The organism is Saccharopolyspora sp. NPDC045941 (genome assembly GCF_056431445.1).
The window spans coordinates 127,547-142,005 of record NZ_JBWKKU010000015.1; the positions used below are offsets into that span (position 1 = coordinate 127,547).

General features: G+C 68.6%; 19 protein-coding genes. 18 read left to right on the forward strand and 1 reads right to left on the reverse strand.

Going from position 1 to position 14,459, the window contains the following annotated elements; genetic code table 11:
• The first annotated feature begins 174 nt into the window (after positions 1-174).
• The 13 genes from AC07FN_RS14835 (at position 175) to AC07FN_RS14895 (ending at position 9,954) form a co-directional block, all read left to right on the forward strand.
• On the forward strand, positions 175-654 hold the full coding sequence (locus AC07FN_RS14835; protein ID WP_478396103.1) for a hypothetical protein: 480 nt from the start codon (positions 175-177) through the stop codon (positions 652-654).
• A 95-nt stretch (positions 655-749) separates the two neighbouring features.
• Positions 750-1,262, forward strand: a complete 513-nt coding sequence (locus AC07FN_RS14840) for a YbaB/EbfC family nucleoid-associated protein (protein ID WP_478396104.1) — start codon at positions 750-752, stop codon at positions 1,260-1,262.
• Between the two features lie 11 nt (positions 1,263-1,273).
• Entirely contained in the window at positions 1,274-1,597 is a 324-nt protein-coding gene (locus AC07FN_RS14845) for a hypothetical protein (protein WP_478396105.1), read from the forward strand.
• Entirely contained in the window at positions 1,594-2,865 is a 1,272-nt protein-coding gene (locus AC07FN_RS14850) for a WXG100 family type VII secretion target (protein ID WP_478396106.1), read from the forward strand. The genes AC07FN_RS14845 and AC07FN_RS14850 overlap by 4 nt, the downstream gene beginning before the upstream one ends.
• A 65-nt stretch (positions 2,866-2,930) precedes the next feature.
• Positions 2,931-3,587 carry a hypothetical protein gene (locus AC07FN_RS14855; protein WP_478396107.1) on the forward strand — a complete coding sequence of 219 codons (657 nt, stop codon included), beginning with the start codon at positions 2,931-2,933 and terminating at the stop codon, positions 3,585-3,587.
• A gap of 9 nt (positions 3,588-3,596) precedes the next feature.
• Complete coding sequence (locus AC07FN_RS14860) at positions 3,597-4,286, forward strand: hypothetical protein (protein WP_478396108.1); 690 nt, start codon at positions 3,597-3,599, stop codon at positions 4,284-4,286.
• A gap of 357 nt (positions 4,287-4,643) precedes the next feature.
• A complete protein-coding gene (locus AC07FN_RS14865; RefSeq protein WP_235884119.1) occupies positions 4,644-4,967 on the forward strand; it encodes a hypothetical protein in 324 nt (107 codons plus the stop codon).
• Entirely contained in the window at positions 4,964-6,130 is a 1,167-nt protein-coding gene (locus AC07FN_RS14870) for a WXG100 family type VII secretion target (protein ID WP_478396109.1), read from the forward strand. The genes AC07FN_RS14865 and AC07FN_RS14870 overlap by 4 nt, the downstream gene beginning before the upstream one ends.
• Positions 6,127-6,855 (forward strand): hypothetical protein, encoded by a 729-nt coding sequence (locus AC07FN_RS14875; RefSeq protein WP_478396110.1) that lies wholly within the window; start codon positions 6,127-6,129, stop codon positions 6,853-6,855. The genes AC07FN_RS14870 and AC07FN_RS14875 overlap by 4 nt, the downstream gene beginning before the upstream one ends.
• A gap of 12 nt (positions 6,856-6,867) precedes the next feature.
• On the forward strand, positions 6,868-7,569 hold the full coding sequence (locus tag AC07FN_RS14880) for a hypothetical protein (protein WP_478396111.1): 702 nt from the start codon (positions 6,868-6,870) through the stop codon (positions 7,567-7,569).
• A 165-nt stretch (positions 7,570-7,734) separates the two neighbouring features.
• On the forward strand, positions 7,735-8,850 hold the full coding sequence (locus AC07FN_RS14885; RefSeq protein WP_478396112.1) for a serine/threonine-protein kinase: 1,116 nt from the start codon (positions 7,735-7,737) through the stop codon (positions 8,848-8,850).
• On the forward strand, positions 8,847-9,305 hold the full coding sequence (locus tag AC07FN_RS14890; protein WP_478396113.1) for a hypothetical protein: 459 nt from the start codon (positions 8,847-8,849) through the stop codon (positions 9,303-9,305). The genes AC07FN_RS14885 and AC07FN_RS14890 overlap by 4 nt, the downstream gene beginning before the upstream one ends.
• A gap of 118 nt (positions 9,306-9,423) precedes the next feature.
• Entirely contained in the window at positions 9,424-9,954 is a 531-nt protein-coding gene (locus tag AC07FN_RS14895) for a DUF3558 domain-containing protein (protein ID WP_478396114.1), read from the forward strand.
• A gap of 40 nt (positions 9,955-9,994) precedes the next feature.
• Here AC07FN_RS14895 and AC07FN_RS14900 read toward each other — a convergent pair whose 3' ends face one another.
• On the reverse strand, positions 9,995-10,147 hold the full coding sequence (locus tag AC07FN_RS14900) for a hypothetical protein (RefSeq protein ID WP_478396115.1): 153 nt from the start codon (positions 10,145-10,147) through the stop codon (positions 9,995-9,997).
• A gap of 308 nt (positions 10,148-10,455) precedes the next feature.
• Between AC07FN_RS14900 and mihF the strand changes: the two genes are divergently transcribed.
• The 5 genes from mihF (at position 10,456) to metK (ending at position 14,294) form a co-directional block, all read left to right on the forward strand.
• Positions 10,456-10,773, forward strand: coding sequence for an integration host factor, actinobacterial type (gene mihF, locus AC07FN_RS14905; protein ID WP_029535742.1), 318 nt, complete (start codon positions 10,456-10,458; stop codon positions 10,771-10,773).
• A complete protein-coding gene (gene gmk, locus AC07FN_RS14910; RefSeq protein ID WP_478396116.1) occupies positions 10,770-11,372 on the forward strand; it encodes a guanylate kinase in 603 nt (200 codons plus the stop codon). The genes mihF and gmk overlap by 4 nt, the downstream gene beginning before the upstream one ends.
• 103 nt (positions 11,373-11,475) lie before the next feature.
• Positions 11,476-11,769, forward strand: a complete 294-nt coding sequence (rpoZ, locus tag AC07FN_RS14915) for a DNA-directed RNA polymerase subunit omega (protein ID WP_010310991.1) — start codon at positions 11,476-11,478, stop codon at positions 11,767-11,769.
• Entirely contained in the window at positions 11,766-13,016 is a 1,251-nt protein-coding gene (gene coaBC, locus AC07FN_RS14920) for a bifunctional phosphopantothenoylcysteine decarboxylase/phosphopantothenate--cysteine ligase CoaBC (protein ID WP_478396117.1), read from the forward strand. Before rpoZ ends, coaBC begins: the two co-directional genes overlap by 4 nt.
• 96 nt (positions 13,017-13,112) lie before the next feature.
• Complete coding sequence (gene metK, locus AC07FN_RS14925; RefSeq protein ID WP_478396139.1) at positions 13,113-14,294, forward strand: methionine adenosyltransferase; 1,182 nt, start codon at positions 13,113-13,115, stop codon at positions 14,292-14,294.
• Positions 14,295-14,459 lie beyond the last annotated feature (165 nt).

The following is a 14,459-nucleotide window of genomic DNA, read 5'->3' on the forward strand; positions in this document are numbered from 1 at the left end:
CCGACCGGCCATGCCGGCGGGCGGCGCCCTTCGCGATCACGCGGCTCCGGACGTCGCCCGGCGGAGGGGAATCCGGCGGTTCGAGCCTCGGCCGCTCGGGAAACCGGTGTCTGGTACGAAGTTCGCGTGCATCCCGCAACGAATGGCGCTGTTGCGCAGAAGAAACCGCCTCGCGTGCTGCGGTGGATCGTCGTCCTGGTGCTGGTCTGGCTGGTCACCGGCGGCTACTTCCTGGTCTCCACCAGCGCCGCGATCTGGTCCGGCACCGTCGGCCAGGGCGAGGCCACGGCCGATCCGGTCGCGCGCGTGGAGCTCGATCGGGGGCAGCCGTTCGGGCTCGCCGCCCACCGGGACGAGTACGTGAAGTGCCAGGTGGTCCCGGAGGCCGGCGAGGCGCGCGAATTCGTCCCCGACCGCCCGGCGAACAGCCTCCGCAGCGCGCGGCTGCCGGGGCCGGAACCGGCGTGGTTCTCCGGTGCCGCCGAGGTCCGCTGCACGGGGCCGACGTCGGTGGTCCTGCCGGAGCGCTACGACAAGACCGGGCAGCACGTCCTGATGGGGCTGATGGCCGCGTCCAGCCTGATGATCGTGGTGGTCGTCGTGCAAATTGCGCGGCGTGTCCGTTTCGGCAACAGGCTGCACGCCCGCGGCTGATTTGCTCGCGGGAACGGATTTTCGAACGACACGAGGGGCTGTGGCCGGTCGGATAGTCTCGGCCCCAACGGATCGGAAGTTAAAGGGGGCAGACGGTGAACAGCGCGTCTGAGCGCATCCAGGAAATGATGCGCAAGTTCGAAGAGCAGGCGCAGAAGGCGTCGGAGCTGCAGTCCAAGATGCAGGACATGCAGGGCACGGCGAGCAGCCAGGACCGGTCGGTGACGGTGACCGTGGCGCCGTCGGGAGCGGTGCTGGACCTGCGCCTGGCGCCGAACGCGGTGCGCCAGTCCGCCAACGAACTGCAGCAGCAGATCATGGCCACCATCCGCCAGGCGACGGCGATCGCGGCGGAGCAGATGAACGACGTGGTGGCGCCGATCCTCGGCGACCAGTTCGACAAGTTCCAGGAGGCGTTCAACGTCGAAGGCGTGGCGATCAAGCCGACCGCCGTGGACGAGACGCCCGAGCAGGAAAGCCCCACGCCGCCGCCCGCCCCGACCCGCCCGCCGTCGGCGGGTCCGGCAACGCCACCGCAGCCGCAGCGGCCGCAGCGGAGCGCGGACTACGACGATGACGACTTCTCCTCGGGCTCCTTCCTGCACTAAGAGGGATTGTCTTGACTGACTTGAAGATGACGCCGGGAACCCTGACCGGCCACGGCCAGGGCTGCGAAAGCCTGGCCGACAAGTTCGGCCAATTGGCCGGACTGCTCCAGCAGGCCGAGGTCGACGACCAGTGCTTCGGCCCCATCGGCGACGCCGTCGGCCTGAGCGGCATCTACTTCGACAGCCTGCACGAATGCCAGGACCTCGCGTCCAAGGCGCAGCAATTCCTCGTCAAGACGAAGCAGTCGTTGGACGACACGGTCAAGGACTACGCCGAGACGGAGCAGCAGATCTCCGAGATGCTGAAGAAGGCTGGGGAGGGATTGGTCGGATGAGCGCGCCGGGGCCGGGCGACTTCCAGACCCTGAACAAGGGCGAGGGCGACCAGAAGAACTGGTTCGACCAAGCAGCCGGCCGCGGCTCGTCCCTGTGGGGTGCCAGCCAGGACGTTGCAGATGCCTCGGAGCCGCCCGAGTGGGGCGCGGCGATGGTCTCGATGCGGATGGAACAGCTGGAGCTGCTGACCAGTCCTGGCCAGGCACTGATGAGCAACGGCCTGGGGTTCCTGGTATCCATCGTGCTCAGCCCGCTGATCGAGCTGATCGAATGGGCGGTCGGCGATCCCGAGCAGATGAAGGCCACGGGCGAGGGCTGGGAGAACGTCGCGAAGTGGCTCGACCAGGTCGCCGAGCAGGAGCCGCAACGGGCGCAGGCGACGGCCGAAAGCTGGGTCGGCAAGGACGGCGACGCCTTCCGCAACCAGATGACGGAGTTCGGCGACGGAGTGAAGGCCCTGGCTGCGGACATCCGCGATCTCAAGGGCACCTTGGACATGATCGCGGACATCTTCGACATGGTCGTCGAGTTCTTCATCCAGACGGTCACCGAGCTGATCATCGGCCTGATCGTCCAGTGGCTGGCGGCCCTGGCTGCGTCGTGGATCACGGCCGGTGCCTCGGTCGGCGCGGCGAGCGCCGGGACCGCGGTCCAGGTCGGGGCCACCGGAGTTCGCATCACGATGCGTGTCATGCAGGTGCAGCGCAAGCTTTTCCAGATGTTCCAGAAGATCGAGAAGCTTCTGCAAAAGCTCCGTGAGGCGGGCAAGCTCCGCAAGGTCATCGACAAGATGAACGACATGCGCGACGGCAACATGATCCAGAAGGCGATCGCGCGGAAGATCGATTCAAACCCGGTGGCCAAGTTCCTCACCAAGGCGGACGGGAGTGACCTCACGACCAAGGGGGGCAAGTTCCTTCAGGACGTGGAGAAGCAGCACGCCGGTACGCTGCGGAACTTCGACGACCGCATCGCGAACGCGTCGGGTGATGCCAAGGCGGCGATCCAGGCGGAACGCGATCAGTTCGTGAAGGACCTCAAGGGCGTTCAGGGGCTGGCCAGCACGGCGACCTCGCATGTGCTGACCGGTGTCTTGGGTGGCAAGGCCACCTTCGGTCAAGCAGCGATGGCTGCCGGTACCGACGTGGTGACGGGCGCGGCGATCGAACAGGGTGCGAACGCGGTGTACGACACCGGCAAGGGCTGGTTCCGAGGGGATTTGTCGGACGAGCAACGTGACCAGGCTCAGGAGCGTGGGTTCTCGTGATAGACGTGTTGTCCGCCCGAGCGTTCTGGTGTTCTCCCGACGAACGGATCCTGTGGTGCCACCCCATGAAGTCGGTGGGAGCGAAGGCGAAGTACGTCTTCTACCAGGTTGCCGGACTCGATGAACGGGGCGACAAGCGGTGGACCGCGGGCAAGGTGCTCGGGGGCGTCGCGAGCGGTGTCGCAGGGCTCGCGCTCGAGGCTATCTCCCCTTCGGATGGAGATAGCGGCAACAACACGCCGAACGTTCCGACGGCGATCGTATCGGGTCAGAACCGGGACTGCTTCGCTGCTTCGCACTTGGGCCAGTGGCAGGCCAGTGGTGTGAACGACAAGGGCGGGCGCGAGTTCGTGTGGATTTTGACGTCCCATCGGCTCGGGCTGCTCGAATTCTCCGAGAAGAAGCCGGATGCAGGCGCCGAGGGCGGCTTGTTGGGTGGCCTGAAGAAGAAGAGCAGCGGTGATCCCGGCGATGGCGACGCGGCTGTGGATCAGCAGCACCGCACAGTGGAGCTGCCGGGGCTGACGGTGCACGCCGAGTTCCCCAGGAACATCATCTCGAACATCGACGCCGCCGAGTACAAGGCGAGGGGGCAGGAGCGGAAGTTCTTGCGCGTGGCCCTCACCGACGGGTCCACCATCGACCTTTCTTCGCCCGGAAGCAGCTCGTACAACGCGGGCAAGGTCGATCGCTTGCTGGCCATGACCTTCGGCCGGGAGTAGGTGTTGGGTATGAAATCGGAAAAGCAGCTCGTCAAGCTCGTGGAAGACGGGTGGCTGCAGCAGGGGGAGAAGCTGCAGCGGTACGGTGGCGGCAACCGAGAACAGCTGCACTTCGGTGCCACCATCGCCGGCCGCCACCAAGCCCCGTACCGCCCATCGCGCTCGCACGACTTCGACGTCGACTTCGGCGAAGTGCTCTACCCGACGGACTTGGTCCAGCAAGGGCGCTTCCACGGTGACGAGTGGGTACACGACCCGACCATCCGCGGCTGGATCCAGGCCGACTCGCCCGGGCGCGCGGCGGTCGAATGCGCCGACCTGTTGGTCGCGGCCGGACCGGAAGCCTGGTTCGTCGGTACCGATCGCCGCATCGCTGTCGTAGCCGATGCCGCCATCGTGGGCAAGCCGGGGCAGGAATCTGCCCTAGAGGCAGGGAATTCCGATGAGAGTGCCAAGGGTTTCGGGCGGTTGTTCGGCAAGGCTCGCTCCGCGATGAACGCAGTGGCAGAGCTTTCCGAGTCCTTGATCGGCGGAACGGAACTGGTGACACTCTGGGAGTGCCCGAGGGACCGCCTCGCGGAGATGACGGGAAGCCTCAAAGGGCGATCCACGGATGGGTCCGGTTTTTCGGTGAACCGGTTCGCGGACGGCTCCATCATCGAGGTGAGCGCCAAGGTCCACGTTAAGGGCTTCATTTAGCCACGGCCGAGCAGCCTTGCGGTGACACGTCTTTTGCGATGGCGGCCACCCATCCCAAGTGCGGAATCGGAAATTTGGTTTGTTTTCCGGCATTGTATCGGCTCGGTGTTGAAATTGTGCCCTAGTCGGAGGTGGACGACAGTGGCACGTTGCTGTCCGTTTTGTTCTGCTGATACTCGATCCCGTATCGAACAAATCGAACATTGAGGAAGAAGCGCCCATATCTTCTGAGTTGCGAAATTGATTACCATTGATTGGGAACCGTCTGCAGGTGCCGCAACGTCCAAGTGATCACCGCGGCGGAATTCCGATGACGACTCCTCTGCGGGCTCGTTTCTTCGCTGAGGGGGTGCTGTCTTGACTGATTTGAAGATGACGCCGGGCACGTTGACCGGCCACGGCCAGGGGTGCGAGAGCCTGGCCGACAAGTTCGGCCAGCTCGCCGACCTGCTCCACCAGGCCAAGGTCGACGACGAGTGCTTCGGTCCCATCGGCGACGCCGTGGGCCTGAGCAGCAAGTACTTCGAAAGCCTGGACTCCTGCAAGGACCTGGCGTCCAAGGCGCAGGAATTCCTGCAGCACATGAAGGAATCGCTGGACGAGACGGTCAAGGACTACGCGGAGACCGAGCAGCAGATCTCGGAGATGCTGAAGAAGGCCGGAGAGGGGCTGGGCGGATGAGCGCGCCGCAGGGACCGGGAGACCTCCAGAGCCTCAACAAGGGCGACGGGGACTCGAAGAACTGGTTCGAGCAGGCTGCGGGCCGCGGCTCGTCCTGGGTGTCAGCCGGCCAGGACCTCGCCGACGCGTCTTCGCCGCCGGAGTGGGGCGTGGCCACCGTGTCCGCGCGGGCGGAGGTGCTGCAGAGCCTGGCGAGCCCCGGCCAAGCGCTGATGGACAACGGCCTGGGCTTCCTCGTGTCGATCGTGCTCAGCCCGTTGATCGAGCTGGCCGAGTTCGCCATCGGTGACCCCGAGCAGATGCGCGCCACCGGCGAGGGCTGGGAGAACGTCGCGAAGTGGCTCGACCAGGTCGCCGAGCAGGAGCCGCAGCGGGCGCAGGGCACGGCGGAGACCTGGGTCGGCAAGGACGGCGACGCCTTCCGCAAGCAGATGACGGAATTCGGCGAAGGCACGAAGGCCCTGGCCGCGGACGTCCGCGACCTCAAGGGCACGCTGGACATGATCGCGGACATCTTCGACATGTTCGTCGAGTTCTTCATCTCCGTCGTCACCGAGCTGATCATCGGCCTGATCGTCCAGTGGCTGGCCGCTTTGGCTGCATCCTGGATCACCGCCGGTGCCTCGGTCGGCGCGGCCAGCGCCGGAACGGCTGCGCAGGTCGCCGGCCAGGGCGCTCGGGTCGGTGGCCGGATCGCTCAGATCCAGGGCAAGCTCTACAAGCTCTTCCAGAAGCTGGAAGAGCTGCTGCAGAAGGTGCGAGAGGTCGGCAAGCTCCGCAAGGTCATCGACAAGATGAACGAGATGCGCAACGGTGGGAAGGTTTCCCAGTTCGTGGCGCGGAAGCTCGACTCGAACCCCTTGTTCAACACCCTCACGAGGGCTGACGGGAGCACGTTCGCCACCACCACGGGCAACCGGTTCATGCAGGGTGTGACCGGCTCCGAGGCGCTGGCGGGCAACCTTTCCCAGCGGTTCCTGACCAGTACGCTCGGCGGGTCGACGCGGTTGACCGGAGCGATCTTCAAGGAAGGTGCCGCGACGGCAACGGACGCGGCGATCGAGCAGGGTGCCGAGTACGCCTACGGCAAGGGTGAGGATCAGGTCACCGGGCAGATGAACGAACAAGAGCGGAAATCGGCGCAGGAGAAGGGCTTCTCGTGATCGAAGTTCTGGCGGCTCGCCAGCAGTGGTGCCGGCCGGGGGAGCCCATCCTGTGGTGCCTCCGGTCGCAGCACAGCTACCTCTTCGACGTCGAGGGGCTCGACGAGAAGGGGAAGCCGAAGAAGGGGTGGGGCGCGCGCGCCGCCCTCGGCATCGGCGACGCCGCCGGAGGCGTCCTGGGCGGGGTCTTCGATGCGGTCACCGGTGGGGACACCGACTCCGACCTGAAGACCTGGCCCGCGGGCGTCGTGTTCGGTCCGGCCCCGGACTGCATGGCGGTCGCGGAGCTGTCCCGCATTCCCGCCGAGGCCGTGCACGGCTTCTGGGTGTTGACCTCGAACCGGTTGTCCTGGCTGACCTTCCAGGAAGTCGTTGAGGAGGCCGCGGAAGCCGAGGAGTCGAAAGGCGTCCTCGGCGGCGCGCTCAAGTTCGGGAAGGGCGCGATGAAGTTCGCCCGCGACGTCCGGGACATCGTCGCGTCGAAGCCCGAGTACGAGCCCGGGGTCGCCGTCCCGGTGCCGGCGGCCAGCGCGCACTTGGAGATCCAGCGGCCTGCGATCGCCGACGTCAGCGCGTACCAGCGCAAACTCGGCCGCGGTTACACCTCGAACAAGGCCTGGTACCTGCGCGTGCAGTTCACGGACGGCTCGGGGATCGAGATCAGCCCGTCGCGCGATGAGAAGCCCGCGCAGCGGCTGGCGGCGATGTCCCACGGAAGAATCTGACGAGGGCCAGCGATGAGGGATCGGTCCAAAGTGCTACGCCTGCTCACCGACGGCTGGTGCGCGCCCGGCGAGCAGCTCATCTTCCTCGTGGGAGGCGAGCACAAGCCGGGTTGGTTCGGCGCCACGCTCGGCAACACCCGGCAGGTTCCGTACCTTCCGCAGCAGGACGACGGCTTGCAGCCGCCGTGGCCGCTGGTGAACGCCCGTCTGTCGGCGGGGGAGTTCATGGCGGACGAGTGGGTGCACGACCCGGCCGTGTGGGGCTGGTTCCACACCGACAACCCGGGGCGAGCGGCCGCGCAGTGCGGGGACGCGCTGAGTCGCGGGAAGCACTTCTCCTGGTTGGCGTGCAGCAACCGCCGGCTTGCGGTGATCGTGGAGGCGGATGCCCGCGCCGATGCGCTGAAGGCCGCTGAACAGCAGAAAGCACCGGAGGGCGAGGAGTCTTCCGGGCTGCTGGGTGGCTTGTTCGGCAAGGGCAGGGCGAAGGTCGAGGATGATCAGCCGCGAGCCCCGCAGCACCCGGCCGGCCCGATCGAAACCTGGTGGGAGATCCCGATCCCGCACGTCGGCCGGTTCACCTCGGCCGAGCGCGGTCGGGGCGGCGAGCCTGTGGAGTTCTTCGGAATCCAGTTCGCGGACAACTCGGTCCTCGAGTTCCGCCTGATCAACGCCCCGGATCTGGTCGAGACCGTGTACCTGAACCTTCGTTGAGGCGTGCCGTGCGCATCGTCGGCTACCTGATTTCGCTGGGCTTCGCCTTCACCGCGGTGGTCTTCCTGTTCGCCTGACCCCGATCGGCCTGGGCACTGCGGCCCGAACAGGCGCGGACCGTCGGTCCGTTAGGGTTTTCCCGGTGACCGGCTGTTCGGAGGGTTGATGGGCGAGGCACCTCTGCTGGGCGGGCGTTACCGGCTGGGCGCCCGCTTGGGTACCGGCGGGATGGCCGACGTGCACCGGGCCATGGACACCCGGCTGCAGCGCGTCGTCGCCGCCAAGGTCTTCCGCTCCGGTGCCGATGCCACCGGGCGGGAGCGGTTCGCCGAGGAGGCGCGGATCCTCGCCGGGTTGAGCCATCCCGGCCTGGTCACCGTGCACGACTTCAGCGCCAGCGAGGACGAGCTCTACCTGATCATGGAGCTCGTCGAGGGCCGGACGCTGGCCGACGCGATCGCCGCGGGCCCGTTGCCGCCGGAGCACGTCGCCGACCTCGGTGGGCAGCTGGCCGACGTGCTGGCGCACGTGCACGACAACGGGATCGTGCACCGCGACGTGAAGCCGTCGAACGTGCTGATCGCAGGCGACGGCACGGCTTTCCTGGCCGACTTCGGCATTTCCCGGCTGGCCGCCGCGGTCGCGCGGATGACCAGTTCCGGGATCATCGTCGGCACCGCCACCTACATGGCGCCGGAGCAGGTCAGCGGCGGCGAGGTCAGCTACCCGGCCGACGTCTACGCGCTCGGCCTGGTGCTGCTGGAATGCATCACCGGCCGGGTCGAATATCCCGGTGCGGGCGCGGAAAGCGCCGTGGCGAGGCTGGTGCGCGCGCCGGAGGTACCGGTCGGGATTCCCGCGCACCTGCACCGGGCGCTGATCGCGATGACCGCCGCCGCACCGGAGCGGCGGCCGACCGCCGCGCAGAGCGCGGACCTGCTCAGCGGCCGGTCGACCGAGGTGATCCCGCGGATTCCGGCCGCCCCGCAACGGCCGCCCGAGCCGCCGAACCGGCCGACGACCCAGCACCTCCCGGTCGCCGAGCCGCCGAACCGGCCGGTCACCCAGCACCTCCCGGTCGCCGAGCTGCAGAAGCGGCGGAACCGCCGGCCGCTGCTGCTGGCCGGCGGCGGACTGCTGGTGCTGCTGGTGGTGCTGATCGGGTTCCTCTCGCTGCCGGCAGCGCCCGTCGCACCGACGCTGCCGCCGGAATCGGGGCCGGCGGGGGTCGCTCGCCTGCCCGATGATCTCGCCAACCTGGAAAGGCTGGTCCGGGAATGAAACGCGCCCTCCTCGCCGCGCTCGCGCTGCTGCTCGCCGGCTGCGGTAGCGCGCCGGAGCCGGTCGATCCGCAGGTTCGCCGGCAGCTCATCGCGCAGGTGGAAGCGGTGAAGACCGCGGCACTGGCCAACGACCGAGCCGCCGCCGAGGCGGCCCTCGGCGAGCTGAACCGCGAGATCGCCACCGCGCAGGCGCAGGGCAAGCTCAACCCGGACAACGCCCGCGTCATCCTCGCCGCGGCGGACCGCGTCGCCGCGGACGTGCGCACCATCCCGCCGCCCGCGCCGCCGCTCCCGGTGATCGTGACGGTCACCCCGCAGCCGCCGCCTCCCGACGCCGGGCAGGAGGACGCCGGCCAGCCGGGCCAGCACTGGGAAGAGCGCCAGAAGCGCTGGGAAGAACGGCAGAAGAACTGGGAAAAGCGGCTGGAGAACAACGGCAACAACGACGACTGACGAGGAAATTCCCGGTTCCCGGCAGGCGGCGAACCGGATGGCGCAGCAATGGTTGTGCCAATTTCGGCTCCTGTGGCAGTGTTCCGCTCGCAGTGCAATCTCGGACTGGAGGCGGACCGTGCGCAAGGGAATCGCGGCCGGCGCGATCGCGACCGGATTTCTGCTGGCGGGCTGCAGCTCCGGCGCGACTCCCGCCGAGCAGCCGCCGAACGGCTCCACCCGCACCGCGGCGGCGAAGTCGCTCGAAGCCGGCGACCTGTGCTCGCTGCTCACCTCGGACCAGGCGAGAACCCTTGGCCTGGACCAAGAACCGAAGCCGGGGGAGAACGCGGGCAAGCCGGGCTGCCAGTACGGGTCGGGCACCCCCGGCGGCCCGGGCTGGGGCGTCTTCGTGGCGGCGGACCGGGAGCGCACGTTCCAGCAGTTCACCGAGGCCCAGCCGCGCGCCCAGAAGCTCGACATCGGCGGCTACCCGGCGGCGAAGGTCAACGACGCCACGGGCTGCACGTTCGTGGTCGACGTGGCGGACGCGGGATCGCTTCTGGTCAGCGCCCTCGTGCGATCGGGAGCGCCGATCGAGGTCGGCACCAGCTGCGACGCGGCGAAGCGAACGACCGAAGCCGCCCTGCAGACCCTTCCCGCCGCGTAGTGTCCGCGGATCCGGGCGGTGTGCGATTGGTCACGTGCCGTCATCCCAGGTCCGGGGCCCTGCCGCCGTCGTCGCCGGGCCTGATCGGCGTCCGGCTGCGGCCCTGGGTGCCGCCGCCGTCGCGGCGGCGGTCGGCCGTCCGGAACTTTTGCGGAACTTCCGCGTAGCGGAAGCGGCGGGAGTTCTTGATCACCTCGCGAATGAGGGGTACTTCACCCCGGTGTGACCTGCGAGGACGCCATCGGCGTGGCTCAACTGTGCGGAAATCGGACACATTCGAAGAGTTTTGGCCGAGATTAGTGCACTTCAGCGGCTTTGTTGGTAGTACTTGCAACGGCCCCGTGCTCGTGCGCGCCTCGTACGAGCGGAACCAGGCGGGTCTGGGCGGCGAAGCGGATGAATCCTGCTCACAAAAACGGGGACCCAAGTGGAACCCGGTGGAGCGGACTCGGTACCGTCGCCCGCACCGATCAAGAGAAACCCCACATCACGGAGGACATGGTGGCCCTTCCCCAGCTGACCGAGGAGCAGCGGGCAGCAGCTCTGGAAAAGGCGGCTGCCGCCCGTCGCGCCCGAGCTGAGCTCAAGGAGCGCCTCAAGCGAGGTGGAACCACGCTGGCGGAGGTCCTGGAGACCGCCGACAACGACGAGGTCTTGGGCAAGATGAAGGTCTCCGCCCTGCTCGAAGCCCTTCCCGGCGTTGGCAAGGTCCGCGCTTCGCAGATCATGGAGCGGCTGGAGATCGCCAACAGCCGTCGACTGCGCGGGCTGGGTGAGCGGCAGCGCAAGGCGCTGCTCTCCGAGTTCAGCGGCGAGTGATCGACGCACAAACCGGCGCTGAGCCGAGGACCGTCCGTCAGGGCGAGCCTCGGCTCACCGTCGTTTCCGGGCCCTCCGGCGTAGGCAAGTCCAGCGTGCTCAGCGAGGTGCGCAGGCAGGCCCCGGAGATCTACTTCAGCGTGTCCGCGACCACCCGCGCGCCCCGCGCCGGGGAGGTCGACGGCGACCACTACCACTTCGTCTCGACCGCGGAGTTCGAGCGGATGATCGCCGCCGGCGAGATGCTCGAACACGCCCGCTACGCGGGAAACCTCTACGGCACCCCGCGCAAGCCGGTCGAGGAGGCCCTGGCGGCCGGCCGGGCGGCCGTGCTGGAGATCGAGCTCCAGGGCGCCCGCCAGGTGCGGGCGGCCATGCCGGAGGCGCAGCTGGTCATGCTGCTGCCGCCGTCCTGGGAGGTGCTGGTGGACCGGCTCACCGGTCGCGGCACCGAGCCGGCGGAGGTCGTGGAGCGGCGCTTGGCGACCGCGCGCGAGGAGCTGGCGGCCGAATCGGAGTTCGACGCGTCGGTCGTCAACGCCGATGTGCAGGCCGCTACCAGCGAATTGCTACGATTGATTCTTGGCCGCGAGCAGTGACCTCGCGCGTTCCGCGCCGACCCGGCGTCGACCGGGTTCCCGGCCGGGCCGCCAGCCGTGTCACCGCCCCAGCAGACATCCACGAGGAGCAGGAGCCACTCACGTGAGCACCCCCAGCGCGCTGGCTGCGCTCAACAGCAGCCCGTCGACCAACACCGTCGAGGGCATCACCTACCCGCCGATCGACGACCTGCTCGAGCAGGTCAGCTCCAAGTACGCCCTGGTGATCTACTCCGCGAAGCGGGCGCGGCAGATCAACGACTACTACGCGCAGCTCGGCGAGGGCCTGCTGGAGTACGTCGGGCCGCTGGTCGAGCCGGGTCCGCGGGAGAAGCCGCTGTCGATCGCGCTCCGCGAGATCCACGCGGGCGTGCTCGAGCACACCGAAGGCGAGTGACGACCGAACACACCGAGGGCCGCCCGCGGGTGGTCCTCGGCGTCAGCGGTGGCATCGCCGCCTACAAGGCGTGCGAGGTCCTGCGGCGGCTGACCGAGTCCGGCCACCGCGTCCGGGTCATCCCGACCGAGGCCGCGCTGCGCTTCGTCGGCGCCGCGACCTTCGAGGCGCTGTCCGGGCAGCCGGTGGAGACCGGCGTGTTCGCCGACGTCGAAGAGGTCCCGCACGTGCGGCTCGGCCAGGAGGCCGACCTCGTCGTCGTCGCGCCCGCCACCGCTGACCTGCTGGCTCGTGCGGCGCACGGGCAGGCGAACGACCTGCTCACCTCGACGCTGCTGACCGCGCGGTGCCCGGTGCTGATGGTCCCGGCGATGCACACCGAGATGTGGGAGCACCCGGCGACGCAGGACAACGTGGCGCTGCTGCGCAGCCGCGGCGTGGTGGTCGCCGAGCCCGACAGCGGCCGGCTGACCGGCGCGGACACCGGCAAGGGCCGGTTGCCCGATCCCGCCGAGATCGTCGACCTGGCCCGGCTGCTGCTGGCCGAGCCGCGTGCGCTGCCGCGCGACCTCGAAGGCCGCCGCGTGGTGATCTCCGCCGGTGGCACGCGCGAGCCGCTGGATCCCGTCCGCTACCTCGGCAACCGCTCGTCCGGCCGGCAGGGCTACGCGCTGGCGCGCGTCGCCGCGCACCGCGGCGCGGACGTCACGCTGGTCGCCGCGCATACCGCCGACCTGCCCGATCCGGCCGGGGTCCGGGTGATCCGGGTGGGTACCGCGGAGGAGCTGCGGTCGGTGATGCTGGCCGAGTCCGACGGCGCGGACGCCGTCGTGATGGCCGCCGCGGTCGCGGACTTCCGGCCGGTGTCGCACGTCGGGCACAAGATCAAGAAGACCGATCAGGACCCGGAGCCGCTGGCGCTGACCCGCAACCCGGACATCCTCGCGGAGCTCGTCGAGGCGCGGAACGCGGACAAGCTGGCGGCGTCGCTGATCGTCGGGTTCGCCGCCGAGACGGGCGATCCGACCACCAGTGCGCTGGAGCACGGCCGAGCCAAGCTCGCCCGCAAGGGCTGCGACCTGCTGGTGGTCAACACCGTCGGCGACGGGCAGGCCTTCGAGGTCGAGGACAACTCGGGCTGGCTGCTGGGCGGCGACGGCACCGAGCAGCCGATCCCGTTCGGCGCGAAGTCCCGGCTGGCGGCCACATTGTGGGACGCTGTGAACCGGCAGCTGTCCCGGCAGTAGGCTGACCTCGCACGTCAGGCCACTGCGGTGAGTCTTTTCCAAGGAATTTCAGGGAGAGTTGTGAGTCAGCAGTCGGACCTGCGCACCGGTCGCAGGTTGTTCACCAGTGAGTCCGTGACCGAAGGCCACCCGGACAAGATCTGCGACGCGATCAGCGACTCGATCCTGGACGCGTTGCTCACCCAGGACCCGCGGTCGCGCGTCGCGGTCGAGACGCTGGTGACCACCGGTCAGGTGCACGTCGCGGGCGAGGTGACCACCGACGCCTACGCGGACATCCCGACCATCGTGCGGGAGAAGATCCTGGAGATCGGCTACGACTCCTCCGCGAAGGGCTTCGACGGCAACTCCTGCGGCGTGAACGTCGCCATCGGCTCGCAGTCGCCGGACATCGCGCAGGGCGTCGACGTCGCGCACGAGTCCCGCGTCGAGGGCGTGATCGACGAGATCGCCAAGCAGGGTGCCGGCGACCAGGGCCTGATGTTCGGCTACGCCTGCGACGACACTCCGGAGTTCATGCCGCTGCCGATCGCGCTGGCGCACCGGCTGTCGCGGCGCCTGACCCGGGTCCGCAAGGACGGGGTGCTGCCGTACCTGCGGCCGGACGGCAAGACGCAGGTGACCATCGAGTACGCCGGTGACCAGCCGGTTCGCCTGGACACCGTGGTGCTGTCCACACAGCACGCCGCCGACATCGACCTGGACTCGATGCTGGCCGTCGACATCAAGGAGAAGGTGGTCGGCCCGGAGATCGGGGCCCTCGGCATCGACACCTCCGACACGCGCCTGCTGGTGAACCCCACCGGCCGGTTCGTGGTGGGTGGCCCGATGGGCGACGCGGGCCTGACCGGCCGGAAGATCATCGTCGACACCTACGGTGGCATGGCCCGCCACGGCGGCGGCGCCTTCTCGGGCAAGGACCCGTCGAAGGTGGACCGCTCCGCGGCGTACGCGACGCGGTGGGTGGCCAAGAACGCGGTGGCGGCCGGGCTGGCCAGCCGCATCGAGGTGCAGGTCGCCTACGCGATCGGCAAGGCCGCGCCGGTGGGCCTGTTCGTCGAGACCTTCGGCACCGAGAACGTCGACCCGGCGCGCATCCAGTCGGCGATCAACGAGGTCTTCGACCTCCGCCCGGCGGCGATCATCCGCGACCTCGACCTGCTGCGGCCGATCTACGCCCAGACCGCGGCCTACGGCCACTTCGGGCGCACCGACATCGACCTGCCCTGGGAGCGCACGGACCGCGCCGAGGCCCTCAAGGCCCTCGCCAACGCCTGACCCCCCGCGTCGGACCACAGTTTGCGTCGGGCCGCAGTTTCAATTGAAACTGCGGCCCGGCGGCGTGTTGGGTCCCGACACACCGTCTGCCGTGGAAAAACTCCGCAATTTCAATGGAAAGCAGAGCGCTGGTTTCCACCTGAAATTGTGTTCCTGCTGTGGGAA